The 25,283-nt window shown below is 73.6% G+C and carries 26 protein-coding genes, 2 pseudogenes and 1 riboswitch; of the genes and pseudogenes, 16 read left to right on the top strand and 12 right to left on the bottom strand.

What is annotated here, in order from left to right; translation table 11 throughout:
• Nucleotides 1-41: 41 nt before the first annotated feature.
• The 4 genes from IAG42_RS27660 to IAG42_RS27645 all read left to right on the top strand — a co-directional run bounded on the left by IAG42_RS27660 (nucleotide 42) and on the right by IAG42_RS27645 (nucleotide 3,095).
• A complete protein-coding gene (locus IAG42_RS27660) occupies nucleotides 42-1,034 on the top strand; it encodes a DEDDh family exonuclease (protein ID WP_188339668.1) in 993 nt (330 codons plus the stop codon).
• Between the two features lie 90 nt (nucleotides 1,035-1,124).
• Nucleotides 1,125-1,358, top strand: a complete 234-nt coding sequence (locus IAG42_RS27655; RefSeq protein WP_188339667.1) for a hypothetical protein — start codon at nucleotides 1,125-1,127, stop codon at nucleotides 1,356-1,358.
• A 128-nt stretch (nucleotides 1,359-1,486) separates the two neighbouring features.
• A complete protein-coding gene (locus IAG42_RS27650) occupies nucleotides 1,487-2,296 on the top strand; it encodes an SURF1 family cytochrome oxidase biogenesis protein (RefSeq protein ID WP_188339666.1) in 810 nt (269 codons plus the stop codon).
• A 43-nt stretch (nucleotides 2,297-2,339) separates the two neighbouring features.
• Complete coding sequence (locus IAG42_RS27645; RefSeq protein ID WP_188339665.1) at nucleotides 2,340-3,095, top strand: SDR family oxidoreductase; 756 nt, start codon at nucleotides 2,340-2,342, stop codon at nucleotides 3,093-3,095.
• A 225-nt stretch (nucleotides 3,096-3,320) separates the two neighbouring features.
• On the opposite strand, the gene amaP is transcribed toward IAG42_RS27645, so the two are convergent.
• From amaP to IAG42_RS27620, 5 genes are read right to left on the bottom strand one after another with little or no spacing between them, the layout of a single operon-like run.
• Nucleotides 3,321-3,908 carry an alkaline shock response membrane anchor protein AmaP gene (gene amaP / locus IAG42_RS27640; protein ID WP_188339664.1) on the bottom strand — a complete coding sequence of 196 codons (588 nt, stop codon included), beginning with the start codon at nucleotides 3,906-3,908 and terminating at the stop codon, nucleotides 3,321-3,323.
• Complete coding sequence (locus IAG42_RS27635; protein WP_188339663.1) at nucleotides 3,905-4,561, bottom strand: DUF6286 domain-containing protein; 657 nt, start codon at nucleotides 4,559-4,561, stop codon at nucleotides 3,905-3,907. The genes amaP and IAG42_RS27635 overlap by 4 nt, the downstream gene beginning before the upstream one ends.
• On the bottom strand, nucleotides 4,558-4,902 hold the full coding sequence (locus IAG42_RS27630; RefSeq protein WP_188339662.1) for an Asp23/Gls24 family envelope stress response protein: 345 nt from the start codon (nucleotides 4,900-4,902) through the stop codon (nucleotides 4,558-4,560). Before IAG42_RS27630 ends, IAG42_RS27635 begins: the two co-directional genes overlap by 4 nt.
• 3 nt (nucleotides 4,903-4,905) lie before the next feature.
• The gene (locus IAG42_RS27625; protein WP_111667018.1) at nucleotides 4,906-5,091 is read right to left on the bottom strand and encodes a hypothetical protein; all 186 of its coding nucleotides are present in this window, start codon (nucleotides 5,089-5,091) and stop codon (nucleotides 4,906-4,908) included.
• Nucleotides 5,092-5,122: 31 nt separating this feature from the next.
• Complete coding sequence (locus IAG42_RS27620) at nucleotides 5,123-5,596, bottom strand: Asp23/Gls24 family envelope stress response protein (RefSeq protein ID WP_188339661.1); 474 nt, start codon at nucleotides 5,594-5,596, stop codon at nucleotides 5,123-5,125.
• A gap of 110 nt (nucleotides 5,597-5,706) precedes the next feature.
• Here IAG42_RS27620 and IAG42_RS27615 point away from each other — a divergent pair, with 110 nt between their 5' ends.
• Nucleotides 5,707-6,477 carry an Asp23/Gls24 family envelope stress response protein gene (locus IAG42_RS27615; RefSeq protein WP_188339660.1) on the top strand — a complete coding sequence of 257 codons (771 nt, stop codon included), beginning with the start codon at nucleotides 5,707-5,709 and terminating at the stop codon, nucleotides 6,475-6,477.
• A 25-nt stretch (nucleotides 6,478-6,502) separates the two neighbouring features.
• Here IAG42_RS27615 and IAG42_RS27610 read toward each other — a convergent pair whose 3' ends face one another.
• From IAG42_RS27610 to IAG42_RS27600, 3 genes are all read right to left on the bottom strand, one after another.
• Nucleotides 6,503-7,294: an enoyl-CoA hydratase/isomerase family protein gene (locus IAG42_RS27610; protein ID WP_188339659.1), complete on the bottom strand. Its 792-nt coding sequence runs from the start codon at nucleotides 7,292-7,294 to the stop codon at nucleotides 6,503-6,505.
• 148 nt (nucleotides 7,295-7,442) lie between these two features.
• On the bottom strand, nucleotides 7,443-7,664 hold the full coding sequence (locus IAG42_RS27605) for a helix-turn-helix domain-containing protein (RefSeq protein ID WP_262928315.1): 222 nt from the start codon (nucleotides 7,662-7,664) through the stop codon (nucleotides 7,443-7,445).
• A 372-nt stretch (nucleotides 7,665-8,036) separates the two neighbouring features.
• Nucleotides 8,037-9,635 carry an ABC-F family ATP-binding cassette domain-containing protein gene (locus tag IAG42_RS27600; RefSeq protein WP_188339657.1) on the bottom strand — a complete coding sequence of 533 codons (1,599 nt, stop codon included), beginning with the start codon at nucleotides 9,633-9,635 and terminating at the stop codon, nucleotides 8,037-8,039.
• Between the two features lie 273 nt (nucleotides 9,636-9,908).
• Here IAG42_RS27600 and ypfJ point away from each other — a divergent pair, with 273 nt between their 5' ends.
• Nucleotides 9,909-10,796, top strand: a complete 888-nt coding sequence (ypfJ, locus tag IAG42_RS27595; RefSeq protein ID WP_188339656.1) for a KPN_02809 family neutral zinc metallopeptidase — start codon at nucleotides 9,909-9,911, stop codon at nucleotides 10,794-10,796.
• A gap of 13 nt (nucleotides 10,797-10,809) precedes the next feature.
• Here ypfJ and IAG42_RS27590 read toward each other — a convergent pair whose 3' ends face one another.
• From IAG42_RS27590 to IAG42_RS27580, 3 genes are all read right to left on the bottom strand, one after another.
• Complete coding sequence (locus IAG42_RS27590) at nucleotides 10,810-12,216, bottom strand: hypothetical protein (RefSeq protein ID WP_188339655.1); 1,407 nt, start codon at nucleotides 12,214-12,216, stop codon at nucleotides 10,810-10,812.
• A gap of 76 nt (nucleotides 12,217-12,292) precedes the next feature.
• Entirely contained in the window at nucleotides 12,293-13,429 is a 1,137-nt protein-coding gene (locus IAG42_RS27585) for an alpha/beta hydrolase (protein ID WP_188339654.1), read from the bottom strand.
• Nucleotides 13,430-13,602: 173 nt separating this feature from the next.
• Nucleotides 13,603-14,265, bottom strand: a complete 663-nt coding sequence (locus IAG42_RS27580) for a class II aldolase/adducin family protein (RefSeq protein WP_188339653.1) — start codon at nucleotides 14,263-14,265, stop codon at nucleotides 13,603-13,605.
• A gap of 125 nt (nucleotides 14,266-14,390) precedes the next feature.
• Here IAG42_RS27580 and IAG42_RS27575 point away from each other — a divergent pair, with 125 nt between their 5' ends.
• The 8 genes and pseudogenes from IAG42_RS27575 (at nucleotide 14,391) to IAG42_RS27540 (ending at nucleotide 23,798) form a co-directional block, all read left to right on the top strand.
• A complete protein-coding gene (locus tag IAG42_RS27575) occupies nucleotides 14,391-15,137 on the top strand; it encodes a lysozyme (RefSeq protein WP_188339652.1) in 747 nt (248 codons plus the stop codon).
• Between the two features lie 203 nt (nucleotides 15,138-15,340).
• Entirely contained in the window at nucleotides 15,341-16,594 is a 1,254-nt protein-coding gene (locus IAG42_RS27570) for an inorganic phosphate transporter (protein ID WP_188339651.1), read from the top strand.
• A gap of 16 nt (nucleotides 16,595-16,610) precedes the next feature.
• Nucleotides 16,611-16,832, top strand: a complete 222-nt coding sequence (locus IAG42_RS27565; RefSeq protein ID WP_188339650.1) for a hypothetical protein — start codon at nucleotides 16,611-16,613, stop codon at nucleotides 16,830-16,832.
• Nucleotides 16,833-16,939: 107 nt separating this feature from the next.
• Nucleotides 16,940-17,084, top strand: a riboswitch (cobalamin riboswitch).
• A 38-nt stretch (nucleotides 17,085-17,122) separates the two neighbouring features.
• The gene (locus IAG42_RS27560) at nucleotides 17,123-18,079 is read left to right on the top strand and encodes a cobalamin biosynthesis protein (RefSeq protein WP_188339649.1); all 957 of its coding nucleotides are present in this window, start codon (nucleotides 17,123-17,125) and stop codon (nucleotides 18,077-18,079) included.
• Nucleotides 18,076-19,772, top strand: a pseudogene (locus IAG42_RS27555) (cobyric acid synthase). Before IAG42_RS27560 ends, IAG42_RS27555 begins: the two are co-directional and overlap by 4 nt.
• Nucleotides 19,769-21,832 (top strand): putative cobaltochelatase, encoded by a 2,064-nt coding sequence (locus IAG42_RS27550; RefSeq protein ID WP_188339647.1) that lies wholly within the window; start codon nucleotides 19,769-19,771, stop codon nucleotides 21,830-21,832. Before IAG42_RS27555 ends, IAG42_RS27550 begins: the two are co-directional and overlap by 4 nt.
• Nucleotides 21,832-22,431 carry a cob(I)yrinic acid a,c-diamide adenosyltransferase gene (gene cobO / locus IAG42_RS27545; RefSeq protein ID WP_188339646.1) on the top strand — a complete coding sequence of 200 codons (600 nt, stop codon included), beginning with the start codon at nucleotides 21,832-21,834 and terminating at the stop codon, nucleotides 22,429-22,431. Before IAG42_RS27550 ends, cobO begins: the two co-directional genes overlap by 1 nt.
• A complete protein-coding gene (locus IAG42_RS27540; RefSeq protein ID WP_188341644.1) occupies nucleotides 22,428-23,798 on the top strand; it encodes a cobyrinate a,c-diamide synthase in 1,371 nt (456 codons plus the stop codon). Before cobO ends, IAG42_RS27540 begins: the two co-directional genes overlap by 4 nt.
• Before the next feature lie 2 nt (nucleotides 23,799-23,800).
• On the opposite strand, the gene IAG42_RS27535 is transcribed toward IAG42_RS27540, so the two are convergent.
• Nucleotides 23,801-24,532 (bottom strand): ZIP family metal transporter, encoded by a 732-nt coding sequence (locus tag IAG42_RS27535; protein ID WP_188339645.1) that lies wholly within the window; start codon nucleotides 24,530-24,532, stop codon nucleotides 23,801-23,803.
• Between the two features lie 60 nt (nucleotides 24,533-24,592).
• Between IAG42_RS27535 and IAG42_RS27530 the strand changes: the two genes are divergently transcribed.
• Both IAG42_RS27530 and IAG42_RS38490 read left to right on the top strand, forming a co-directional pair.
• Entirely contained in the window at nucleotides 24,593-24,973 is a 381-nt protein-coding gene (locus tag IAG42_RS27530) for a cobalamin biosynthesis protein (RefSeq protein ID WP_223206185.1), read from the top strand.
• A gap of 39 nt (nucleotides 24,974-25,012) precedes the next feature.
• A pseudogene (locus IAG42_RS38490) lies at nucleotides 25,013-25,234 on the top strand (Rv2231c family pyridoxal phosphate-dependent protein CobC); the annotation flags it as partial.
• Between the last annotated feature and the right edge of the window lie 49 nt (nucleotides 25,235-25,283).

The following is a 25,283-nucleotide window of genomic DNA, read 5'->3' as shown; positions in this document are numbered from 1 at the left end:
GGGCGCGGGACTGTCGGTGCGGGCCCGTATCCTCATGGACCATGCTCGAAGACCGTACGACCGCAGCCTCCGACACTCCCTGGCCGGCCGCGTACCCCAAGGGATACGCGGTCGTCGACGTGGAGACCACCGGCCTGTCCAAGGACGACCGGATCATCTCGGCTGCCGTCTACCGTCTGGACGAGCGCGGCGAGGTCGAGGACCACTGGTACACGACGGTGAACCCGGAGCGGGATCCTGGCCCGGTGTGGATCCACGGTCTGACGACGGACGTCCTGGAGGGCTCGCCGCTGTTCCCGGAGATCGCCGAGGAGTTCGCCGCACGGCTCGACGGCCGCGTCCTGGTCGCGCACAACGCGGTGTTCGACTGGTCGATGATCGCCCGCGAGTACGCGCGGGCGAAGCGCACCGCACCCGTGCGCCAGCGGCTGTGCACGATCGCGCTCTCCAAGGAGCTGGCACTGCCGCTGCCCAACCACAAGCTGGAGTCGCTGGCCGCGCACTTCGGTGTCGTGCAGCAGCACGCGCACCACGCCCTCGACGACGCGCGCGTGCTCGCGGAGGCCTTCCGCCCCAGCCTGCGCAAGGCGGCGGCGGGGAACGTGCGCCTGCCGCTGCTGGAGTGCCGCCCCCTCACCGAATGGGTCGACACGGCCGGGCGGACCCCGGTGCCGCGTCAGGCGCAGTCCGCGTACCGGGGCGGCGGGGGCACCTGGCGGCCCGCGCGCAAGCGTCCGGCGTGCCCGCACCCGAACCCGGGGCGCTACGAGCCGGGCAAGCCGCTCAAGCAGGGGATGCGGGTCGCGTTCTCCGGGGACACGTCCGTGGACCGGGAGCTCCTGGAGGACCGCGCGGTCGAGGCGGGCCTGCACGTGGCGACGAGCCTGTCCCGGCTCACCAGCCTCCTGGTGACCAACGACCCGGACTCGTACACCTCGAAGGCCGTGAAGGCGAAGCAGTTCGGTACGCCGGTCGTGGACGAGGCCGCGTTCGGACAGTTGTTGCAGGACGTCACCCCGGCGGACAAGCGCTGAGGAGACCGGGGGCGTCAGACGGGTGATTGCGGGGCGACTCGCCCCGCGCCCGCTCGCCCGCCGGCGCCCGGGGGACCCACCCTGTGGCGCATGGCACGTTGTGAGGTCTGCGGAAACGATTACGGGATGTCCTTCGAGGTGCACGCGCAGGGCGCGGTGCACGTCTTCGACTGCTTCTCCTGCGCCATCCACCGCATGGCGCCCATCTGCGAGCACTGCCGGTGCCGCATCATCGGCCAGGGAGTCGAGGTCGACGGGCACTGGTACTGCGGGGCGCACTGCTCCCGCGCCGAGGGGCGGGTGGGCATCGTCGACAAGGTCTGAGACCCGGGTCCGCGGCCGGCTCCACCGGCTCCGGGACCCGCTCCGCGCACGCCGGCCGTCCGCCCGCTCCGGCCCCCGACGGGACCCGCCCGTCGGGGGCCGCCGCATGCCGGGGTACCGTCGTCTGCGTGTACCGCTTCCTGTTGACCCGGCAGTGGGTGATCCTCACGCTGGTCGCCCTCGTCCTCATCCCCACGATGATCCGGCTGGGCATCTGGCAGATGCACCGCTACGACGAGCGCACCGCCCGCAACCAGCTGGTCACCGACGCGCTCGACGCGAAGCCCGTCCCCGCCGAGGAGCTGACCTCCCCGGGGCACACGGTCACCAGCAAGGAGCGGTACCACTCGGTCACCGCGCGCGGCAGCTTCGACACCGAGCACGAGGTCGTCGTCCGACGCCGCGTCAACGCGGACGAGGAGGTCGGCTACCACGTCCTCACCCCGTTCGTCCTGAACGACGGCAAGGTCCTGCTGGTCAACCGGGGCTGGATCCCCGCGAACGGCCCGAGCCAGACCGCCTTCCCGAAGATCCCGGCCCCGCCGCGCGGCGAGCTGACCGTCACCGGGCGCCTCATGCCCGACGAGACGACCGAGGCCAGCGGCATCAAGGACCTCAAGGGTCTGCCCGACCGGCAGATCATGCTGATCGACAGCGAGCGCGAGGCCGCCCGTCTGAACGCGAAGGTGCTCGGCGGCTACGTCGTGCTGACCGCGCCCGACCCCGCGCGCAACACCCCCGAACTGATCGGGAAGCCCGGCCACGAGGACGCGGCGCTGAACTACGCGTACGCCTACCAGTGGTGGCTGTTCGCCGCCGCGGTTCCCGTGGGCTGGGTCGTCCTGCTCCGCCGCGAGCTGCGGGAGCGGCGCCGCCGCGAGGAGGAATCCGCGCAGGCCGGGGCGGACGCCGGCGAGGTGCCCGCGGCCACGGTCTGACCCACCTCGGCGCGGCGCGGCCGGGCGGGGCAGGATAGAGGGCATGGATCTTGGACTGAAGGACCGTGTCTACGTAGTCACCGGCGCGACCCGGGGCCTCGGCAACGCCGCCGCCCGTGAACTGGTCGCCGACGGCGCCAAGGTGATCATCACCGGTCGCGACGAACAGCGGGTCGCCGAGGCCGCGGAGGCGCTCGGGCCCGACGCGCACGGGGTCGCCGTCGACAACGCCGATCCCCAGGTGGCGGAGCGGGTCATCGAGGCCGCGCGCGAGCGGTTCGGGCGGTTCGACGGGGTGCTCGTCAGCGTGGGCGGGCCGGCGCCCGGCTTCGCCGCCGACGCCACGGACGAGCAGTGGCAGTCGGCCTTCGAGTCCGTCTTCCTCGGCGCGGTGCGGCTGGCGCGGGCCGCGGCGGCGGAGCTCGGCGAGGGCGGTGTCATCGGTTTCGTGCTCTCCGGCTCCGTGCACGAGCCGATCCCCGGACTGACCATCTCCAACGGGCTGCGGCCCGGGCTCGCCGGGTTCGCGAAGTCGCTGGCGGACGAGCTGGGGCCGCGCGGGATCCGGGTCGTCGGGCTGCTGCCGGCGCGGATCGACACGGATCGCGTGCGCGAGCTGGACGGGCTCTCGGCGGATCCCGAGGCGACTCGGCTCGCCAATGAGTCGCGGATTCCGCTGCGGCGGTACGGGACTCCGGAGGAGTTCGGGCGGGCCGCCGCGTTCTTCCTCTCGCCGGCCGCCTCCTATCTGACGGGTGTCATGCTCCCGGTCGACGGCGGCTTCCGCCACGGGTTCTGAGCGCCGCGTCGCCGGGTGCGGCCGAGTGGGGCTTCTCGCGCAGTTCCCCGCGCCCCTGGAAGGCATGCGGCTTCGCCGCGCCTTCCCCGGATGAAAGGCGCCCTGCGCCTTGATCGGGGAAATGCGCCCGAAGGGCATGCATTTCAGGGGCGCGGGGCTGTGTCCATAAGCGGCTCCGCCGCGGGGCGCGAGAAGCCCCACCGGAGCCGCACCCCGCGACGAGAGCTAGCTGACCCGTTCGGCGCGGTGCTTGACCGCCCGGAGACGAACCTCCGCGGGCAACGAGTCCAGGCCCGCCGATTCCCGGGCCTGCCCCACGGCCTCCTCGGAGAGAACCCGCAACGCCTCCCCGGGCCCCGCGTGCGGCTCCAGCCTCAACCGCACCCGCGCCCGCGGAGCGTTCCGCCGCCCCGTCAGCATGACGCCCGCGTGATCGACCCCCTCCAGCGCCTCGGCGGCACCGCACAGCACCTGCTCCATCGCGCGGCCGCGCAGCAGCGCCCCCTCCCCGTCCCCCGTGTCGACGAGCACCTCGGTCAGTCGCCGCCGCCGCAGCTGCGCCACCAGCCACCACAGGGCGAGCAGCACCACGACACCGAGCACGGCGATGACCGTGGGCCACCACCAGCCCTCGTCCCGCCACCGGTCCCGGTCCGCCACGCTGAGCAGCACGTCGTCGGAGCCGCTGTGGATCCACCAGGAGGGCGGCTTCACCCCGAGCCCGACCGCGAGCACGGAGCCGCCGCCGAGCAGCAGGACAAGCCCGAGCAGGCCGAGCACGATCCGGTTGACGGTCCTGAGCACGCCGCTCACCCCTTCCTGCCGGGCCGCGCCACGTGCACGGAGAGTCCGGGCACGGAGCCGAGGCCCAGTTCCCGGATGCCCTCGCCGAGCGCGGCGTCGAGATCGGCCCGTACGTCGTCGAGTGGACGGAAGTGGGACAGGGCCCGCACCTCCACCTTGGAACGCTTCATCCGGACCCGTACCGACTGCACGCCCGAGACCTCCATGGCCCGGTCGCGCAGCACCATCGCGGCGGCGTCGCGGTGCAGGCCGGCCCGCACGTCGGCGTGGACCCGGCGCATGGGCAGGACGGCGCGCAGCCCCGGGGTCGCGGCGAGCAGGAGGAGCCAGAGACCGAGGGCCGCGGCGACGCCGGCGCCGACCAGCACGGCGGTGTCGTCGAGGGGCCGCTCGGCGAGTTCGCGGGCCAGCGAGCGGCGCCACTCCATCGCGGGGCGGCCCGCCCGTACGGCGGCGATGTCGTAGAGGAGGATGCCGGTCCCGCCGAGCAGGACCACGGCGCAGAGGGCCGCGGGGACTCGGCGGGCCGACCAGAAGCGGCGGGTGCGGTCCTCGCCGTCGAGGGTGGGCTGCCCGGTGTAGGAAGCGGCGGACGCGGACTGGTCCAGGTGCTCGGCGCCCTCGCGCTCGGCGACGGGCGGCGCCTCGGTGGGTTCGCTCATCGGATCCTCCCCCGGTCCGTTCCGCGGGTGTGCGCCGAGTGCAGCCGCTCCACCTCGACGGCCACCTCGGGGACCTCCATCCCCGCCAACGTCCTTACCCGTTCCGCGACTTGGCGACGCACGGCGGCGCACTGGGCACCGATGTCCAGCGGATACTCGAGTTCGACACTGACGTGGACGCGGGCCGTGTCGTGGTGGACGGTCACCGTGGCGTGCGGGGGTGCCCCGTCCGCGGGGACGACGTCGAGCGCCTCACGCGCCGCGTACGCGGCGATCTTCGCGACGACCCGGTCGGCGATCCGGGTCGCGCCGCGCTCGGCGGGGGCGACCTGTGCCGCCATCGGTCACCGCCGCCGGTCGCCGCGGGCACGGAAGAACTCGCCGGGTTCCAGGTCCCCCTCGAGGAACCGGCCCGCGACGAAACCGATGGCGCCCAGAGCCGCCACCAGCAGAAACGCCCCGAACCCGCCGAAGTATCCGGCGAAGCCGAGGGCCATGCCGGCGATCATGCCGACCACGGCCAGATTCATCCTGTACTCCTCCACCCATCCGGTGCGGCTGTCACTGGAGTCGTGACTCCGGTTCCTCGTCCTCCTCGTCCGGCAGCTTCACGTCGCTGACGGCGATGTTCACCTCGACGACCTCGAGGCCGGTCATGCGCTCGACGGCGTTGATCACGTTCTCCCGCACGTCGCGTGCGGTGTCGGCGATGGAGACGCCGTACTCGACGACGATCTCCAGGTCGAGGGCGGTCTGGAGCTCGCCGACCTCGGCCTTGACGCCGCGGGACACGGATTTCGTGCCGCCGCCCGGTACGCGGTCGCGTACGGCGCCGAACGTGCGGGACAGGCCGCTGCCCATCGCGTGCACGCCGTCGACGTCGCGTGCGGCCAGTCCGGCGATCTTCTCGACGACTCCGTCGGCGATGGTGGTCTTCCCCCGGCCACCGGGGTCACCACCACCCCTCTTGGTCATGCTGCTCTTCCCGGTCGATGCCGTGGGCGCGTCGCCCGGCCTCTGCGTGGTGTCACTCATCGGGGCTGTCCCCTCTGTGAGGTGCGGTCTCGCTGCGGGGTGCTGCTTTCCTCTGCCCACACTAAGTGCGGTTACCCAAGCTCGCGCCCGGGATGAGGCAGCCTGGGGACATGACCGCTGACCACTGGACACAGGCCGTACGACAGCACCTGGGACTGGGGCGGCTGCTGCCGCTCGGCGGGCCCGGCGACGGGGCGTGGATCGCGGAGCCGGCCGCCGGGGCGGTACTGCGCCGGTCGGTGGACGACCTGCCCGGGCTGCGCCTCGGCGCCCTGCGCCTGTCCCTCGCCGACACCGGCACGGCGTACGAGGCGGGGGTGCCGGCCCCGCCGAGCGCGCTGCCGCCGGGACCGCTGCGGATCGTCGCGGAGTGCGCGGCGGCGCCGGACGAGCCGCTGCCCGGGGCCGCCGGGCGGCTGCGGACGGCGCTGGCCCGGGCGGCGGACAGCGGCCTCGGACTGGTCGTGGCCGAGATCGACGTACGGGTGACGGAGCTGCTCGAACCGGGGGCTACGCCGGCTTCGGCGCGGCGGGAGCAGCCTCGGACACCGGAAGAGAAGCCGCCGCCCGGTGCGGACACGAGCGGGGGCGGGAACGGGAACGGCGACGCGGGCCGGGTCGCCGACGCGGCACGCGCGGTGCCGGGCGTGGCGCGGCTGACCGGCGCCCTCGGCGGTCTCGGCCGCCCGGTCCACATCGAGGAGCGGGCGCAGGGGCGGCAGGGCGAGGCCGCCCTGCCCCGCCGTCATGTGCGGGTGGAACTCGCGGTGGCCCGGGGGGCCCGCGCGCTGGACGTGGCGCGGGCGGTCCGGGAGGCCGTGACGACGGCGCTCCCGGACCGCCCGACGGTCGCGGTGCTGGTGACGGAGAGCGCGGACTGACCGCGGCTCCGCCGGGCGGCGGAGGTCAGTCGCCGAGGCCCGCCAGGTCGCGCAGCCGGCGGCCCTGCGCGGCGCGCTCGGCGACGCGCTGCTCGTCGAGGGTGCGACCGGCGGCGCCCTGAAGGAGCACCTTGGTCTCGATGACGGCGTCGCGGGGCGCGGCGACGAGCGCGGCGACGAGGTCACGCGTGGCGTCCTCGAGCTGGTCACCGGGCACGGCGACGTTGGCGAGGCCGCTGCGCACGGCCTCGTCGGCGTGGACGTAGCGCCCGGTCACGCAGATCTCAAGCGCGCGGGCGTATCCGACCAGGCCGACGAGCGGATGCGTGCCGGTGAGGTCGGGGACGAGCCCGAGGCTGGTCTCCCGCATGGAGAACTGCACGTCGTCGGCGACGACGCGCAGGTCGCAGGAGAGCGCGAGCTGGAAGCCCGCGCCGATCGCGTGTCCCTGGACCGCGGCCACGGAGAGGATGTCGCCGCGGCGCAGCCAGGTGAAAGCGTCCTGGTACTCGGCGATGGTGGAGTCGAGCAACTCCTCGCCGCCGCGGGCCAGGTCGATGAAGGACGGCTCGCCGTCGAACCCCTCGGGCGTGAACGCCTGACGGTCCAGGCCGGCGGAGAAGGACTTGCCCTCACCGCGCAGCACGACCACCCGCACGGAACCCGGCAGGGAACGCCCGGCCTCGACCAACGCCCGCCACAGCGCGGGACTCTGGGCGTTGCGCTTGTCCGGGTTGGTCAGCGTCACCGTGGCGATCGTGTCGTCGACGATGAGCTGGACGCCGTCCTTGTCGAGCAGGGGTGCGGTCTTGGTCATCGGGACCTCCGGGTCTGCGCAGTCGTGAGCACGCGCGAAGCGTAAGTGACTGCACAGTAACCACCCGGTCGGCCAGCCGACCGACCGGGTGGTCACCGACGGAGCCGGTGAACCGAACGAGTCGGAACGGAGAGCTGAGCGAAACGCGTCAGCTCGCCGCGGCCTTCTTTCCTCGCGTGGCCCCGCCGCGACCTCGCAGCGCGACCCCGGACTCGCTCAGCATCCGGTGCACGAAGCCATACGAGCGGCCGGTCTCCTCGGCCAGCGCTCGGATGCTCGCACCGGAGTCGTACTTTTTCTTCAGGTCTGCCGCGAGCTTGTCGCGCGCGGCGCCGGTCACCCGGCTGCCCTTCTTCAGAGTCTCGGCCACCCGTGCCTCCTCATGGGAAGTGCGCTCTGGAATTCCCATGATCACCCCTCTTGGGCTTCCTGGCCACCCATTCGACAAGGTCTGTAGGCGGCCGATGGGGAGCCGTACGGGGATCCACACGAGTGGAATCAGGGGTTCCGCCGGACTCGCGCGGCGCCCGGAACGGTCCGCGCGAAAGAACCGGCAGGTCAGTGACTCCCCAGGCGCCGCAAGGGTTCTACGGCCCCCAGGGCGGCTCGGAGCGCCACGGACACACCGCGGTACGAGGCGGTCTCACTCAGATGAAGGATCACGGCTCGGCCGAATGATCCATACGGAGTGGATCATTCTTTCGATCAAGCCGTGCTGACGCACGGTGTCCGTGCCGTCGCCTCAGGCGAGGGCGACGAGGTCCGCGTAGCCCTGGCCCCACAGGTCCTCGATGCCGTCCGGCAGCAGGATGATCCGCTCCGGCTGGAGGGCGTCGACGGCGCCCTCGTCGTGCGTGACGAGGACGACCGCGCCCTTGTAGGTGCGCAGCGCGCCGAGGATCTCCTCGCGGCTGGCCGGGTCCAGGTTGTTCGTCGGCTCGTCGAGGAGCAGCACGTTGGCCGAGGAGACGACGAGGGTGGCCAGGGCCAGTCGGGTCTTCTCGCCGCCGGAGAGGACTCCGGCCGGCTTGTCGACGTCGTCGCCGGAGAACAGGAACGAGCCGAGCGTCTTGCGCACCTGGACCAGGTCGAGGTCGGGGGCGGCGGAGCGCATGTTCTCCAGGACCGTGCGCTCCGGGTCGAGGGTCTCGTGCTCCTGCGCGTAGTAGCCGAGCTTGAGGCCGTGGCCCTCGATGACCTGGCCGGTGTCGGGCTTCTCGGCGCCGCCGAGGAGCTTGAGCAGGGTCGTCTTGCCCGCGCCGTTGAGGCCGAGGATGACGACGCGGGAGCCCTTGTCGATGGCCAGGTCGACGTCGGTGAAGATCTCCAGGGAGCCGTACGACTTCGACAGGCCCTCGGCCATGAGCGGCGTCTTGCCGCACGGCGAGGGCTCGGGGAAGCGCAGCTTGGCGACCTTGTCGGACTGGCGGACCTCCTCGAGACCGGCGAGGAGCTTGTCGGCGCGCTTGGCCATGTTCTGCGCGGCGACGGTCTTGGTCGCCTTGGCGCGCATCTTGTCGGCCTGCGCGTTCAGCGTCGCGGCCTTCTTCTCCGCGTTCTGACGCTCGCGCTTGCGGCGCTTCTCGTCGGCCTCGCGCTGCTGCTGGTAGAGCTTCCAGCCCATGTTGTAGACGTCGATCGTGGAGCGGTTGGCGTCCAGGTAGAAGACCTTGTTGACGACCGTCTCGACGAGGTCGACGTCGTGGGAGATCACGATGAAGCCGCCGCTGTACGTCTTCAGGTAGTCCCGCAGCCAGATGATGGAGTCGGCGTCGAGGTGGTTGGTCGGCTCGTCGAGGAGCAGGGTGTCCGCGTCCGAGAACAGGATGCGGGCCAGCTCGATGCGGCGGCGCTGACCACCGGAGAGGGTGTGCAGGGGCTGACCGAGCACACGGTCCGGGAGGTTGAGCGCGGCGGCGATCGTGGCGGCCTCGGCCTCGGCGGCGTACCCGCCCTTGGTGAGGAACTCGGTCTCCTGGCGCTCGTACTGGCGCAGGGCCTTGGCCTGGGTGGCGCCGGTGCCGGTCGCGATCCGCTGCTCGTTCTCCCGCATCTTGCGCATCAGGACGTCGAGGCCGCGGGCGGACAGGATGCGGTCGCGGGCCAGGACGTCGAGGTCGCCGGTGCGCGGGTCCTGCGGCAGGTAGCCGACCTCACCGGAGCGGCTGATGGTGCCGCCGGCCGGGATGCCCTCGCCGGCCAGGCACTTGGTGAGGGTGGTCTTGCCCGCCCCGTTGCGGCCGACCAGGCCGATGCGGTCGCCCTTGGCGACACGGAAGCTGGCGTTCTCGATGAGGATGCGGGCGCCGGCGCGCAGTTCGATGCCGGAGGCGGTGATCACGAGTGGGTCTCCAGGAATGGATCAACAGCGGATTGACAGGGCGAGGGCCGGTCGGCGCCGCTAATGCACCCAGAGAAGAAACGTCATACGAGACAGTTTAACGGTGGGATGCAAACGCTTTTGCCGGGCCGCCGCCCGCCCCGTCCGACCTGGGCGCATCCCCCGTTCGGCCCACGGACCGGGCCCGGCGCGGCCGCGCGCCCGAGGATGAGGAACGGCGGCACGGGCTCCCGGTCCCGCCCCTCGGCGAAGACACGACCCAGGCGGTGGCGCATGCAGTTCGACGACGACGCGCGGCTGGACACCTCGGAGGTCCAGGACGTGCGGGGCAGCCGGATCCCCGGCGGGAAGGCGACGGTCGGCGGCGGTTTCGCCGGGCTGATCGCCCTGCTGCTCGGGCTGTTCTTCGGCACGAACGAGTTCGGCCTCTCGTCGGACGGCTCCGGCACCCCGGCGACGTCGGTGTCGAGCGCGGCGCAGGTGGAGCAGCACTGCCGTACGGGCGAGGACGCGAACACGCAGCAGGACTGCCGGACCGTCGCGGTGGTCAACAGCCTCCAGGACTACTGGACCGGCGAGTTCCAGCGCCGCCAGGGCCGGTACTCCCCCGCCTCCACGGTGCTCTTCACGAACCAGGTGTCGACGGCCTGCGGCCGGGCGTCCTCGGCGGTCGGGCCCTTCTACTGCCCCGGCGACCGGAAGGTCTATCTCGACCTCGGCTTCTTCGAGGAGCTGCGCTCGAAGTTCGGGGCGAGCGGCGGCCCGTTCGCGCAGGCCTACGTGGTGGCGCACGAGTACGGGCACCACGTGCAGAACCTGATGGGCACGCTGCAGCGGGCGCAGGACGGCCGTACCGGCCAGAACAGCAACGCGGTGAAGGTCGAGCTGCAGGCCGACTGCTACGCGGGGGTGTGGGCCCGGCACGCCACGAGGACGCCGGACGAGTCCACGGGCCGGCCGCTGATCACGAGCCTGACGGACGCCGACATCCGCGACGGCCTTGACGCGGCCGCCGCGGTGGGCGACGACCGCATCCAGGAGAAGTTCCAGGGCCGGGTGACGCCCGAGTCGTGGACGCACGGCTCGTCCCAGCAGCGCCGGCAGTGGTTCTACCAGGGCTACGAGAGCGGCGACATGGCGCAGTGCAACACCTTCCGGTGAGCCCTGCCGTCGGTCAGGCTCCGCCGGTGTGGACCTGGAAGGCGGCCCGGCGGACGGCCTTGGCGAGCGCCGGGTCGGGGTGCGCGGCCGCGAGGGCGACCAGGACCTGCACGGTGCGCGGGTGGCCGACGGCGCGGACCTCGTCGATGAGCGCGGGCACGGTGGGCTGGACCGCGGACTCCAGGTGCCGGACCAGGAGCGGGGCCTCGCCGTGGTCGGCGACGGCCGCGGCGGTGTCGACCCACAGCCAGGTGGCCTCCTCGCGGGTGAGCACGGTGTGCACGTCCTCGGGGTCGGCGCCCTCGTGCTCGGCGAGCCACAGCCGGGCGTAGGCGCGCAGGCCGGGGTCGTCGGCCGCCTTGCGGACCTCGGGCTCGGCCGGGGCGCCGACGACGCGCAGCGCCTCGAAGGCGAGCCCGCGCAGCAGGGCGTCCTCGCCGCGGGCGGCGTCCAGGAGCTCGGTGACAGCGTTGCCGATGTCGCGTGCGGCGAGCCAGGCCCGGTACTCGTCGCGGGCCGCCTTGGGACGCAGCCGGGCACAGCCGCGCAGCATGTCCTCGGCGGCGACCTCGATGTTCCCGGCGGGTGACTGGGCGGCCACGCAGATCTGCTCGAGCCGGACCCAGACCGCCCAGCTGCCGAGCGGGGTGAGGGTGGCATGGCCGTCGGCGTAGGTGAGCGCTCCCACGGCGGCGAGGCCGCTGAGCGCCCAGTCCAGGAGTGGCAGGAGCGGGGTGTCCTCGGCCGTGCCGGGGCCGCCCGGTCCGTCGGCCTCCAGGTGGGGGCCGTAGGGGATCTCGCAGCGTTCGGTGCGCAGCTCGGTGACGCGCTGGCCGAGCAGGTCGAGGAGCTGCTCGGTGGCGACGGGTCCCGCCATCAGCTGGAGGAAGGACAGCAGCTGGGGCATGGCCTCGACGGCCTCGGCGACCGCGGCCGCCTCCAGGGCGCCGGGCGCGGGGTGGACCAGCGACCAGGCGTCGAAGAGGGCGACCCAGCCGCGCAGCACGGCGGTGTCGTCGCGGTCCCAGGCGCGCAGCCGCCAGCCGGGGCGCGCGCTGTCGCCGTGCACCTCGACGAGTCCGGCGAGGCGGGCGGTGTCCCAGTCGGCCCGGACCTGGCGCACGGTGAGGCCGAGGTCGTCGGCGGCGCGCCGCGCGGTGGCGTCGGAGAGGGTGCCCTTGCCGTCGCGGGCGCCCATGGCGCTGCCGGGGCTCAGGGCGGCGTCGGCCCAGCGCGCCACCCGGACCGCGCCGGCGAGGCCCTCGCGGGCGGTGCGGGCCAGCTCGGCCGGGGGCGGGGTGCCCTCCGGGGGGCGTGGGGCGGTGCGGCGGGTCGCGGCACGCGGGGCAGGGGGCGCCAGCGGCTGGCGGCGGGGGCGGACAAGTCGGAGCCGGGAGTCGCGCGGGGTACGGGACGTCACTGGAGCAGTCTCCCCGTGACCCGGCGATTTCCCAAACGCGGGCCTGTGTTCGGCACCCGGCCCCCGGTTCGCGCGGCTACATGAGGGGCGTGAGGAAGCGTCGCAGGGTCTCTTCGTACGTGGCCGGGTCGGCGTTCCACATCGCGTTGTGCGGGGCGTCGTCGACGGTGTGCAGGGTGACGAGCTCGGGCCGGGCGGCGGCCAGGCGCCGGGACAGGGTCCAGGGGGCGACCTCGTCGCCGGGGCCGTGCACGACCAGGGTGGGCACCTTCAGGTTCTGCGGGTCGGCGGCCTCGGCGAGCCGGTCGGCGTGCAGGCCGGTGCGGCCCTGGGCGGCGCGGACGGCGAGCGGGAGGAGGGTGCGCGGGGTGCGGTGGGCGCGGGCCAGGGCGCGCAGGGTGGCCTCCCAGCTGAGCACCGGGGAGTCGAGGACCAGGCCGGCGATGCGCTCGCGCAGGGCGCAGTGGCCCGCGGCGTGCAGGGCCATGGCGGCTCCGGTGGACCAGCCGTGCACGATGACGCGGCGGGCGCCGAAGCGGACGGCGTAGCGGATCGCGGCGTCGAGGTCGCGCCACTCGGTCTCGCCGAGGTGGTGCAGGCCGTCCGGGGAGCGGGGGGCGCCGAGGTCGCCGCGGTAGGCGAGGTCGAGCACGGGGAAGCGCTGGCGGTGCAGGAACTCCATGACGTTCATGGGGTGTTCGCGGGTGGTGCCGAGGCCGTGCACGGTGATGACCCAGGTGTCGCGCGGGCCGGGCAGGAACCAGGCGGGCAGGGCGCCGAGTTCGCCGGGGACGTCGACGTCGGCGTGCTCGAGGCCGAGGGCGGAGGCGGGGTCGCCGATGTGGACCTGGGGCGTGAGCCAGGCGTGCGCGCCGGGTTCGAGGGCGCCGTGGGTGACCCGTTCGAGCCGGCGCACGACCGTGTCGGCGGGGTGCGGCACGGATTCGACGACGGGCCCGACGACAGCGTGGTAGCCGTCACCGGCGAGCCCGTACGTGCCCGGGCGCAGGGAGGCGAGGTCGCGGGTCAGGGTGACGTGGCCCGCGGCGACCGCGTGGACGGTGAGCCGGGGTTCGGTGGGCAGCGGGCGTCCGGCGCGTGCCTTCAGCGCGGCGTCGCTGGCGAGCCGGCCCGCGGCGATCGAGGCGATCGAGGCGGCGAGGACTCCGGTCACGGTGGTGACGGCCGCGGCCGTCGCTCTGGCGGTGCGCACCCGTCCAGTGTCTTAGCGGTCGGGCCCTGCGGCCAGTGGGGCGGCGATCCGGGTGACCGCCGTAGCTCCGGCCGTCCGTCGCCGGGTGCCGCCCGGTGGGGCTTCTCGCGCAGTTCCCCGCGCCCCTGAAATGCAGACCCTTCGGGTCGCATTTCCCCGACAGAGGCGAGAGCTCAGCCGTCGCGGCGCTGGCCGTACCCGGACAGGCGCTCCGCGACCTCGTCCAGCTGGGCCGCGCTCAGCAGGGAGGGGCTCAGGCCCGGCACGGAGCGGGCGACGAGCCAGACCCGGCACATCCACTCCAGCTGGGCCGTCCGGTCATAGGCCGCGTCGAGCGAGTCCCCGTACGCCACGGTCCCGTGGTTCTGCAACAGGCACCCCGTGCGCCCCTCGATCGCCGCCAGCATGTTCGCGGCCAGCGACTCCGTCCCGTACGTCGCGTAGGGCGCGACCCGGACCGGGCCGCCGAGGGCCATCGTCATGTAGTGGATCGCCGGCAGCTCGGGGACGAGCGTGGAGACGGCGGTGGCGTGCACGGCGTGGGTGTGCACGACGGCGCGCGCGCCGGTGTCCCGGTACAGGGCGAGGTGGAGCGGCAGCTCACTCGTGGGGACGAGGGTGCCGTGCCGGGTGCGCCCGGTGAGGTCGACGGCGAGCAGGTCGCCGGGAGTGAGCCGGTCGTAGGGGACGCCGCTCGGGGTGACGAGCACGAGGGCGTCGTCGCCGTCCCCGACCCGCACCGACACGTTGCCGGAGGTGCCGACGACGAGGCCGTCGGTCACGGTCCTGCGCGCGGTCGCCACCAGCTCGTCCCACGCCTGTTCGAGTTCACCCATGCGCGCATCCTGCCAGGCACCCGAACGGCGGGAAACGCGCCGGGCCGGGCCTGAGATCCCCGGTCCGGCACATCCCATATGTGCATATTTCTCATCCCTACGACTACTGGCTTCCGGGGGGAAACATGGCCCGTGACCACACACCGTCCCGTCGTCGCGCCCGGGTCGCGGCAGCGGCCTCCGCGGCCGTCCTGACCCTCGCGGGCAGCGCGCTCGCGGAGCTGCCGGCCCAGGCGGCGGGCAAGCCCAAGGGGCACGACGTCTCCTCGCACCAGAAGAACGTGAACTGGGACAGGGCGAGGAGCAAGGGCGCGCGGTTCGTCTACGTGAAGGCGACCGAGTCGACGAACTATCGCAACCCCTACTTCGCCCAGCAGTACAACGGCGCCCGCGACCGGGGCATCATCCGCGGCGCGTACCACTTCGCACTGCCGGACAGGTCGTCCGGCCGCACCCAGGCCGCGTATTTCGTACGCAACGGCGGAGGCTGGACGCGGGACGGGCGGACGCTGCCGCCCGCGCTCGACATCGAGTACAACCCGTACAGCGCGAAGAAGAAGTGCTACGGCATGAGCAGGGCGAAGCTGGTGTCCTGGATCGACTCGTTCAGCGACGAGGTGCTGCGCCGGACCGGGCGGCGTCCGGTGATCTACACCAACTACACGTGGTGGAAGAAGTGCACCGGCAACAGCGGGGCCTTCGCCGGGAACCACGCGCTGTGGCTGGCCCACTACGCGCGGACCGCCGGGCCGCTGCCGCGCGGCTGGTCGTACTGGACGTTCTGGCAGTACGCCAACAAGGGCGGCCTGCCGGGTGATCAGAATCTCTTCAACGGGTCGCAGGCCCAGCTCGAGCGGTTCGCCCGGGGGTAGTCCGACCCGGGCCGAAAGTCCCGCGGAACCCAGAATTCCGGGGCTTTCGCGGGGGTGATCCGGAACCACGGCCGCCGCCTCGCGCCAAAGGGAGCGGCGGCACTCCGGATCGGGACACCGCTCAGCCCCGCCCAGTTCATCTTCCGTTCACCCGACTTCCCTACGTTCAACGAGCCACTGACGTCCAACCGAAGCCTGGGTAAATGGAACACATCACGCTGCTCCTAGCGATCGTGATCGTTACCGCACTGGTCTTTGACTTCACCAACGGTTTCCACGACACCGCCAACGCGATGGCGACGACCATCTCGACAGGCGCCCTCAAGCCGAAGACGGCGGTGGCCATGTCCGCCGTGCTGAACCTCGTCGGAGCGTTCCTCTCCGTCGAAGTCGCTAAAACGATCTCCGGCGGCATCATCAACGAGGACGGCCTCAAGACAGAGGTCATCTTCGCGGCGCTGGTGGGCGCCATCCTCTGGAATCTGCTGACCTGGCTGGTCGGCCTGCCCTCCAGCTCCTCGCACGCCCTGTTCGGCGGCCTCATCGGCGCCGCCGTCATGTCGATGGGCTGGTCGTCGGTCAACGGCGGCACCGTCGTCACCAAGGTGCTGCTGCCCGCGGTCGCCGCGCCGCTCGTCGCCGGCCTCGCCGCGATGCTCGCCACGCGCCTGACCTACCGCATCAGCAAGAAGACCGACGAGAAGGCCACCTCCAAGGGCTACCGCGCCGGGCAGATCGCCTCGGCCGGCCTGGTCTCCCTCGCGCACGGCACGAACGACGCGCAGAAGACGATGGGCATCATCACGCTCGCCCTGATCACCGGCGGTGTGCTCGCGCCGGACGCCGACCCGCCGCTGTGGGTCATCGTCTCGGCCGGTCTGGCCATCGCGATGGGCACCTACCTGGGCGGCTGGCGCATCATCCGCACCATGGGCAAGGGCCTCACCGACCTGGCCCCGCAGCAGGGCTTCGCCGCGCAGACCAGCGCCGCGACGGCGATCCTCGCGTCCTCGCACATCGGCTTCTCGCTCTCCACGACCCAGGTCTGCTCCGGCGCCGTCATGGGCTCGGGCCTCGGCCGCAAGGGCGGTGTCGTCCGCTGGTCGACCGCGACCCGGATGTTCGTCGCGTGGGGTCTGACCCTGCCGGCGGCCGGTCTGGTCGGCGCGGGCGCCGAGTTCCTCACCCAGCAGGGCCCCTGGGGCATCGGCCTGACGGCCGCGCTGCTCATCGGCGGCGCCTCGGTCATCTGGGCGCTGTCCCGCCGCAACTCGGTCGACCACCACAACGTGACGGCCGACGAGATCGGCACCGAGGAGCCCGCCGGTGTCGTCACGACCGCGATCGCCGCGGTCACGCCGCCGCCGGCCGGTCCGGTGGCCGTCGAGGAGACCCCCGTCCCCGCCGCGGCCGCTTCCGTGGCCGACCCCGCGCGCCCCGCCGGCGCCACGCTGTAAGGAAGCAGGACCAGCTATGAAGATCGACTGGGCGGCCCTCGGCTCCGTGTTCGGCGTCAGCCTCGTGGTGACGGTGGCCCTGGTGGGCCTGTTCACCCTCGGCATCGTCGGCCTCTCCAAGAAGGAGTCGGCGACGCGCGCGGGCGGTTCGGCGACACTCGCCGTCTCCGGCGCCTACCTGTGCTTCGCACTGTGCACGGCGGCGGTCGCGTACGGGATCTTTCTGATCGTGGCCTGACCACGGTCGCAGCACTCCCTCGGCGGGGTGGGGACGCATCCGCGTCGCCACCCCGCCGACGTGTTGTGGACCTGGCCACACTCACCCGCCGCAGGTCAACAGCAAGTTGACGTGCGTTCGCGGAGCGTGGTGCACTTCCCTCGCCATATACGGCAGCAGCAGAGGAAGCCGGTGCGAATCCGGCGCGGTCCCGCCACTGTCAGCCCTCCCCCGGAGGGCGAGCCAGGAACTCACGCTGCCGGTCTCTTCGAACCAGGGCGTGGACACCCTGAGTGAGGACAACTACCGCCATGTTCGCCCCGCGCGGCGCACGGCGGGCCGAGCGCGTCTTCGCGTACGGCGCCGCCCTGGGTATCTTCAGCGACCTCCTGGTCGGCGATCCGCGCCGCGGGCACCCCGTCGCCGGCTTCGGCCGCGCCGCGGGAGCCGTCGAGCGCGTGCTGTGGCGGGACGACCGCGGCCGGGGCGCCCTGCACACGGCCGTGTGCGCCGGTGGCGCCGCCGCCCTGGGCGCGCTCGCCGCCCGTGCCGTACGCCACTCCCCCACCGCCTCCGTCGCACTGACCGCCGCCGCGACCTGGGCCGTGGTCGGCGGCACCTCGCTGGGCCGTGAGGCGCGGGCCGTGGGCTCCGCCCTGGAGGCGGGGGACGTGGAGCTGGCCCGGGAGCTGCTGCCCCGGCTGTGCGGGCGCGACCCCGAGGGCCTGGACGCCGACGGCATCGCGCGCGGCGTCGTCGAGTCGGTCGCCGAGAACACCTCCGACGCGGTCGTGGGCGCCCTGGTGTGGGGCGCCGCCGCCGGGGTCCCCGGCCTGCTCGCCTTCCGCGCGGTGAACACGCTGGACGCGATGGTCGGTCACAAGTCGCCCCGGTACCGGCGCTTCGGCTGGGCCTCGGCCCGGCTCGACGACGTCGCCGGCTGGCCCGGCGCCCGGCTGACGGGCGCCCTCGCGGTGCTGACCGGCGGCCGGCCCCGGGACGCGGTGCGCGCCTGGCGGTCCGACGCGGAGCGCCATCCGAGCCCGAACGCGGGCGTCGTGGAGGCCTCGTTCGCGGGCGCGCTCGGGGTGCGTCTCGGCGGCACGCTGTCGTACGCCGGGCGGGTCGAGCACCGGCCGGTCCTCAACGAGCGGGGTCGGCCCGTGCACGTACGTGATGTGGAACGGGCCGTGCGGTTGTCGCGGCGCGTGAGTCTTTCGGCGTTGGGAGTCTGTGTGGGCGCGCGGTTGCTGTGGGGCCGTCGATGACGGGCGCGAGGAAGGGCGGCGGCCTGCTGGTCGCGGGCACGACCTCGGACGCCGGGAAGAGCGTGGTCACCGCCGGGATCTGCCGGTGGCTGGTGCGGCAGGGCGTGAAGGTCGCGCCGTTCAAGGGGCAGAACATGTCCCTCAACTCGTTCGTGACGCGCGAGGGCGCCGAGATCGGGCGGGCGCAGGCCATGCAGGCGCAGGCCGCGAAGGCCGAGCCGAGCGCGCTGATGAACCCGGTGCTCCTGAAGCCCGGCAGCGACCGCAGCAGCCAGGTCGTCCTGATGGGCAAGCCGGTCGGCGAGCTGAGCGCGCGCGGCTACCACGGAGGGCGGCAGGCGGCCCTGCTGGACACGGTGGTGGGATGCCTGGAGGAACTCCGGGGCAGTCATGACGCCGTGATCTGTGAAGGGGCGGGCTCCCCCGCCGAGATCAACCTGCGCCGCACCGACATCGTGAACATGGGCATCGCGCGCGCCGCCCGGCTGCCGGTCCTCGTCGTCGGCGACATCGACCGCGGGGGCGTCTTCGCGTCGTTCTTCGGTACGACGGCGCTGCTCGCGCCCGAGGACCAGGAGTTGCTCGCCGGATACCTGGTGAACAAGTTCCGCGGCGACGTCACCCTGCTCGAACCCGGCCTCGACATGCTCGAATCGCTGACGGGCCGGCCCACGTACGGCGTCCTGCCGTACCAGCACGGGCTCGGCATCGACGAGGAGGACGGCCTGCGGGTGTCGCTGCGCGGCACGGTGCGCGAGTCCGTCGTGGCGCCGCCGGTCGGCGAGGACGTGCTGCGGGTCGCGGTGTGCGCGGTGCCCCTCATGTCGAACTTCACCGACGTCGACGCGCTGGCGGCGGAGCCGGGCGTCGTCGTGCGGTTCGTGGACCGGGCCGAGGAGCTCGTCGACGCCGATCTGGTGGTCGTCCCGGGCACGCGCGGCACCGTGAAGGCGCTGGAGTGGCTGCGCGAGCGCGGGCTCGCGGACGCGCTGGCCCGGCGGGTCGCCGAGGGGCGGCCGGTGCTCGGCATCTGCGGCGGCTTCCAGGTGCTCGGGGAGCGGATCGAGGACGAGGTCGAGTCGCGGGCCGGGGTCGTGGACGGGCTCGGGCTCCTCCCGGTGCGGGTGCGCTTCGCGCGGGAGAAGACGCTGGCCCGTCCCGTGGGGCGGGCCCTGGGCGAGCCCGTCGAGGGGTACGAGATCCATCACGGGGTCGCGGACGTGCTCGGCGGCGAGGCGTTCCTGGACGGGTGCCGGGTGGGGGCCGTGTGGGGGACGCACTGGCACGGGTCCCTGGAGTCGGACGGGTTCCGGCGGGCGTTCCTGCGGGAGGTCGCGGCGGCTTCGGGCCGGCGGTTCGTCCCGGCGCCGGACACGTCGTTCGCGGCGCTGCGCGAGGAGCAGCTGGACCGGCTCGGGGATCTGATCGAGCGGCACGCCGACACCGACGCGTTGTGGCGGCTGATCGAGGGGGGCGCTCCCGCGGGGTTGCCGTTCGTGCCGCCGGGGGCGCCGTGAGCGCGCCCGGCGGCAACACCCCCGCGAGTGCGGGGAGCAGAGGAACAGTTCCACCAGGTGGTCGTGAAGGAGCGGACCATCCCCGCGTGGGCGGGGAGCTGTCCAGGCTGCCGCAGGTCCCGCACAGCAACGGCCGAACTGCACGCAAGCCACCCGAAGGAGTGACCACCCGATGAGCACCCGTTTTCCGTTCACCGCAGTCGTCGGCATGGACGACCTACGGCTGGCCTTGCTGCTGAACGCTGTCAGCCCTGCGGTCGGCGGCGTCCTGGTGCGTGGCGAGAAGGGCACGGCGAAGAGCACTGCCGTGCGGGCACTCGCCGGACTGTTGCCAGAGGTGCCGGTCGTCGCGGGGTGCCGGTTCAGTTGTGATCCGGCGGTGCCGGACGCCGAGTGCCCGGACGGGCCGCACGAGGAGCGCGCCCACGAGACCCGCGCCGCGCGGATGGTGGAGCTGCCGGTCGGTGCGTCCGAGGACCGCCTCGTCGGCTCGCTCGACATCGAGAAGGCACTCGCCGAGGGCGTGAAGGCGTTCGAGCCCGGACTGCTCGCGTCCGCGCACCGGGGCATCCTCTACGTCGACGAGGTCAACCTGCTCTCGGACCATCTGATCGACCACCTTCTGGACGCCGCCGCCATGGGTGCCTCGTACGTCGAACGCGAGGGCGTCTCCGTGCGGCACGCGGCCCGGTTCCTGCTCGTCGGCACGATGAACCCCGAGGAGGGCGAACTACGGCCGCAACTGCTCGACCGCTTCGGGCTCACCGTCGAGGTCGCCGCCTCCCGCGAGCCCGAGCAGCGCGTCGCAGTGGTACGGCGACGGCTGGCGTTCGAGGACGACCCGGCTGCTTTCGCCGCCCGTTGGGCGGACGAGGAGCACGCACTCCGCGAACGCATCGTGGCCGCGCGGGAGTTGCTGCCGAAGGTGGCGCTCGGAGACGCGGCGCTGCTGCAGATCGCCGCGACCTGCGCCGCGTTCGAGGTGGACGGCATGCGGGCCGACATCGTGATGGCCCGGACCGCGACGGCGCTGGCCGCGTGGGCGGGGCGCACGGAGGTGCTCGCGGAGGACGTGCGGCAGGCGGCGCTGCTGGCGCTGCCGCACCGCAGGCGCCGCAACCCCTTCGACGCTCCGGGCCTCGACGAGGACAAGCTGGACGAGACGCTGGAGGAGTTCGGCCCGCAGGACGACCCGGACCCGGAGCCCGACGGTGACGGTGACGGCCCCGACGGCGGGGGCCCGGACGGCGGCGGGGGCGGAGTGCCGCCGCAGGCCGGCGGACCGGAGGCGGGACAGCGGCGGGAGACGCCCGAGCAGGCCCCGCAGACCGGGGAGTCCGAGGAGCCGGGCGACGCCCAGGTGCCGGCGGGGGCCGGGCGGGAGCAGCGCGCGGTGAGCGCCGGCGAGCCGTTCCGTACGAAGATGCTGAGCGTGCCGGGCCTGGGTGACGGGGCCGCGGGGCGGCGCTCGCGGGCCCGCACCGAGCACGGCCGCACGACGGGGTCGACGCGACCGCGCGGGGCGCTCACGAAGCTGCACCTGGCGGCGACCGTGCACGCGGCGGCGCCGCATCAGCGGGCGCGCGGGCGCAGCGGTCCGGGGCTCGTGGTGCGCCGGGACGATCTGCGGCAGGCGACGCGCGAGGGCCGCGAGGGCAACCTCGTGCTGTTCGTCGTGGACGCGTCCGGGTCGATGGCGGCGCGGCAGCGCATGGGCGCGGTGAAGGGCGCGGTGCTGTCGCTGCTGCTCGACGCGTACCAGCGCCGGGACAAGGTGGGCCTGGTGACGTTCCGGGGCACGGGCGCGGAGGTGGCGCTGCCGCCGACGTCGAGCGTGGACGCGGCGGCGGCCCGCCTGGAGTCGCTGCCGACCGGCGGGCGCACTCCGCTGGCGGCCGGGCTGCTGAAGGCGCACGAGGTGCTGCGCGTGGAGCGGCTGCGGGATCCGGCGCGGCGCCCGCTGATGGTCGTCGTGACGGACGGCCGGGCGACGGGCGGTCCGGAGCCGGTGCGGCTCGCGGAGCGCGCGGCCGGGCTGCACGCTGCGGAGGGCACGGCGTCGGTGGTCGTGGACTGCGAGAGCGGCATGGTGCGGCTCGGGCTGGCCGGGCAGCTGGCGACGCGGCTCGGCGGGACGGCCGTGACCCTCGACGAGCTGCGGGCGGACTCGATCGCCGGGCTGGTCAAGGACGTACAGGGAACCCAGGGGATCAACAGCATCAGGAGGGCCGCGTAATGCCGCAGGGACAGCCGAGTGTGGTGCCGGACGACGGGCTGACGACGCGTCAGCGGCGCAACCGGCCGCTGGTGTTCGTGCACACGGGGGTCGGCAAGGGCAAGTCGACGGCCGCGTTCGGGCTCGCGCTGCGGGCCTGGAACCAGGGCTGGCCGATCGGGGTGTTCCAGTTCGTCAAGTCGGCGAAGTGGAAGGTCGGCGAGGAGAACGCGCTGAAGGTGCTGGGCGCCTCCGGTGAGGGCGGCACGGTCGACTGGCACAAGATGGGCGAGGGCTGGTCCTGGGTCCAGCGCGACAGCCAGGCCGACAACGAGGAGAAGGCCCGCGAGGGCTGGGAGCAGGTCAAGCGGGACCTGGCCGCCGAGACGTACAAGCTGTACGTGCTCGACGAGTTCGCGTACCCGCTGCACTGGGGCTGGATCGACGTGGACGAGGTCGTGCAGGTGCTGCGCGACCGTCCGGGCACCCAGCACGTCGTGATCACGGGCCGCAACGCGCCGGAGAAGCTGGTGGAGTTCGCGGACCTGGTGACGGACATGTCGAAGGTGAAGCACCCGATGGACACGGGTCAGAAGGGCCAGCGGGGCATCGAGTGGTGACGACCTCCGTCTCGGTTCCGCGGCTCGTCGTCGCGGCGCCCGCGTCCGGGACCGGCAAGACGACGGTCGCGACCGGTCTGATGGCGGCGTTCGCGGAGCGGGGCCTGGCCGTGTCCCCGCACAAGGTGGGGCCCGACTACATCGACCCGGGTTATCACGCGCTCGCGACCGGCCGCCCGGGCCGCAACCTCGACGCGTACATGTGCGGGCCCGAGCTGGTCGCGCCGTTGTTCGCGCACGGGGCGCGCGGCTGTGAACTGGCCGTCGTGGAAGGCGTGATGGGCCTGTTCGACGGTGTGTCCGGGGAAGGCGAGCTGGCGTCGACGGCGCATGTCGCGAAGCTGCTGAAGGCGCCGGTGGTGCTGGTGGTCGACGCGTCGTCGCAGTCGCGTTCGGTGGCGGCGCTGGTGCACGGCTTCGCGTCCTTCGACCCGCAGGTCAGGCTCGCGGGCGTGATCCTGAACAAGGTGGGTTCGGACCGGCACGAGGCGCTGCTGCGGGAGGCCCTGGAGGAGGTCGGCGTCCCGGTCTACGGCGCCCTGCGCCGCACCCCGCAGGTCGCCACGCCGTCCCGTCATCTGGGCCTGGTCCCGGTCGCGGAACGCAGTGCGGAGGCGGTCGATTCCGTACGGGCGTCGGCGGCGATGGTGCGGGAGGGCTGCGACCTGGAGGGCCTGCTGGCCCTGGCACGGTCGGCCCCGCTGCTGTCGACGGAGGCGTGGAGCGCGGCCGACCCGGATGAGCGAGCCACCACGACGGCGGGAAGGCCGGTCGTGGCCGTGGCGGCGGGCGCGGCGTTCACCTTCTCCTACGCCGAGCACACGGAACTCCTCGCGGCGGCCGGCGCCGAGGTCACCCCCTTCGACCCGCTCCACGACGAGTCCCTCCCGGAGGGCACCGCCGGCCTCGTCATCGGCGGCGGCTTCCCGGAGGTCTACGCCCCGGAGCTCTCCGCGAACGAGCGACTCCGCAAGGCCGTGGCGGAGCTGGCCGCGTCCGGCGCCCCCGTGGTCGCCGAGTGCGCGGGCCTGCTCTACCTGTCCCGCTCCCTCGACGACAAGCCGATGTGCGGTGTCCTGGACGCGCACGCCCGGATGTCCCCGCGCCTGACCCTGGGCTACCGGGACGCGGTCGCCGTGTCGGACAGCGTGCTGGCCCCGGCCGGGGCGCGGATGCGCGGCCACGAGTTCCACCGCACCGTCCTGGAGCCGGGCGCGGGGCCCGCGCCCGCGTGGGGCATGCGGCTGCCGCAGCCCCGCGTCGAGGGCTTCGTACAGGGCGGCGTGCACGCCAGCTATCTGCACACGCACTGGGCGGGCCGCCCGGACGTCGCGCGGCGCCTGGTCGAGCGGTGCGCGACGCCGTGAGGTCAGCCCGCGAGGCCGACCACGAGCCAGATGAACCCCGCGCCCAGCGCCGTGCACAGCAGGGTGGAGCGCGCGGGGTGCTCGTGGTGGGCCTCGGGGAGGATCTCGGCGGCCGCGAGGTAGAGCAGGACGCCGCCGAAGAAGCCGAGATAGCCGCCGAGCAGTTGCTCCGGAATGGTGAACAGGAGCGTGGACGCGGCGCCCACGACCGGCGCGAACGCGTCGGCGAACAGCATCATGACGGCCTTGCGGCGGGCGTTCCCGTACAGGCTGGTGATCGTGTACGTGTTGAAGCCGTCCGCGAAGTCGTGGGCGATGACGGCGAGCGCGACGGCGAGCCCCATGCCGCCGCCGATCTGGAACGCGGCGCCGATGGCCATGCCGTCCATCAGGCTGTGCCCGACCATCGCGGACGCGGCGGTGAGTCCGACCTCGGGGGCCCGGGCGTGACCGTCCTCCTCGGCGCCGTGGGCCGCCTGCCGGTGGGCGAGGAGGTGCTCCAGGACGTGTGCGGCGAGGAAGCCGCCGACGAACAGGAGCAGGGCCGCCGGCACGCCGAACACGTCGTCGCCCAGCGCCTCCAGGGCCTCGGGCAGCAGGTCGAGTCCGACCACGCCGAGCATGAGTCCACCCGCGAGACCGAGCACCAGGTGGCGCCGGTCGGTGACCCGTTGCGCGGTCCAGCCGCCGACCAGGGTCATGAGAAAGGCGCCGAGCGCCACGAACACCGCCATGCGCCTTTGCTAACCCATCCGACCCCCGCGCCGCACATCCGGGGTGGCTCCGGCCGTGTCGTGGTGGGGGTCGGGGCCCGTTCCGGAGCCCCGGCGGACGAGGTCCTGGGGCTGGTCGGGGCGGTGCTCGCGGAGGCGGGCGTGCCACCGGAGCGGGTGCGGGCGCTGGCCACCGTGGCGGCCAAGGGGCGCGAACCGGGCCTGCTGGGGGCCGCCGAGGCGCTGGGCGTGCCGCTGGAGACCTACGAATCGGAGCGCCTCGCGGCGGTCGCGGTGCCGCACCCTTCGGCGCGGGTCCGTACCGCGACGGGCACGCCGTCGGTCGCGGAGGCCGCCGCGCTGGCCGGGGGCGGCGTGCTGCTCGTACCGAAACGGGCGTCGCGCGGCCCCGGCGGCGGCCCCGGCCGCGTGACCTGCGCCGTGGCCGTCCAGGCCGACTGACCGACTCCCTCTTCTCCTCTCCCTCTCAAGGAGCCCGCCGTGCAGACCCCCTCCCCCGCCCTGCTCGCCGCTCTCGCGCGGCGGCTCGACGACGTCCTGGACGGTGCGGCCCGGGCCGAGGTGACGGTGCTGCTCGTGGGCGACGGCGCGGCGGACCCGTTGGCGCGCGCCGAACTCGCCGCGTGCGCCCGCCTGTTGTGGGACCACGGCGGATACGAGGAGGTGGCCTTGGCGTTCGGTGCGGGCGCCGCCCCCACGATCGCGTCGGCGCTCGACCGCGCGAGGACGCTCGGCGCCCGGCACATCGCCG

The sequence above is a fragment of the Streptomyces xanthii genome (assembly GCF_014621695.1).
Taxonomy (GTDB): Bacteria; Actinomycetota; Actinomycetes; order Streptomycetales; family Streptomycetaceae; genus Streptomyces; species Streptomyces xanthii.
Note: the sequence above shows the minus strand (reverse complement) of the source record. Positions and strands in the feature narration are given on the sequence as shown.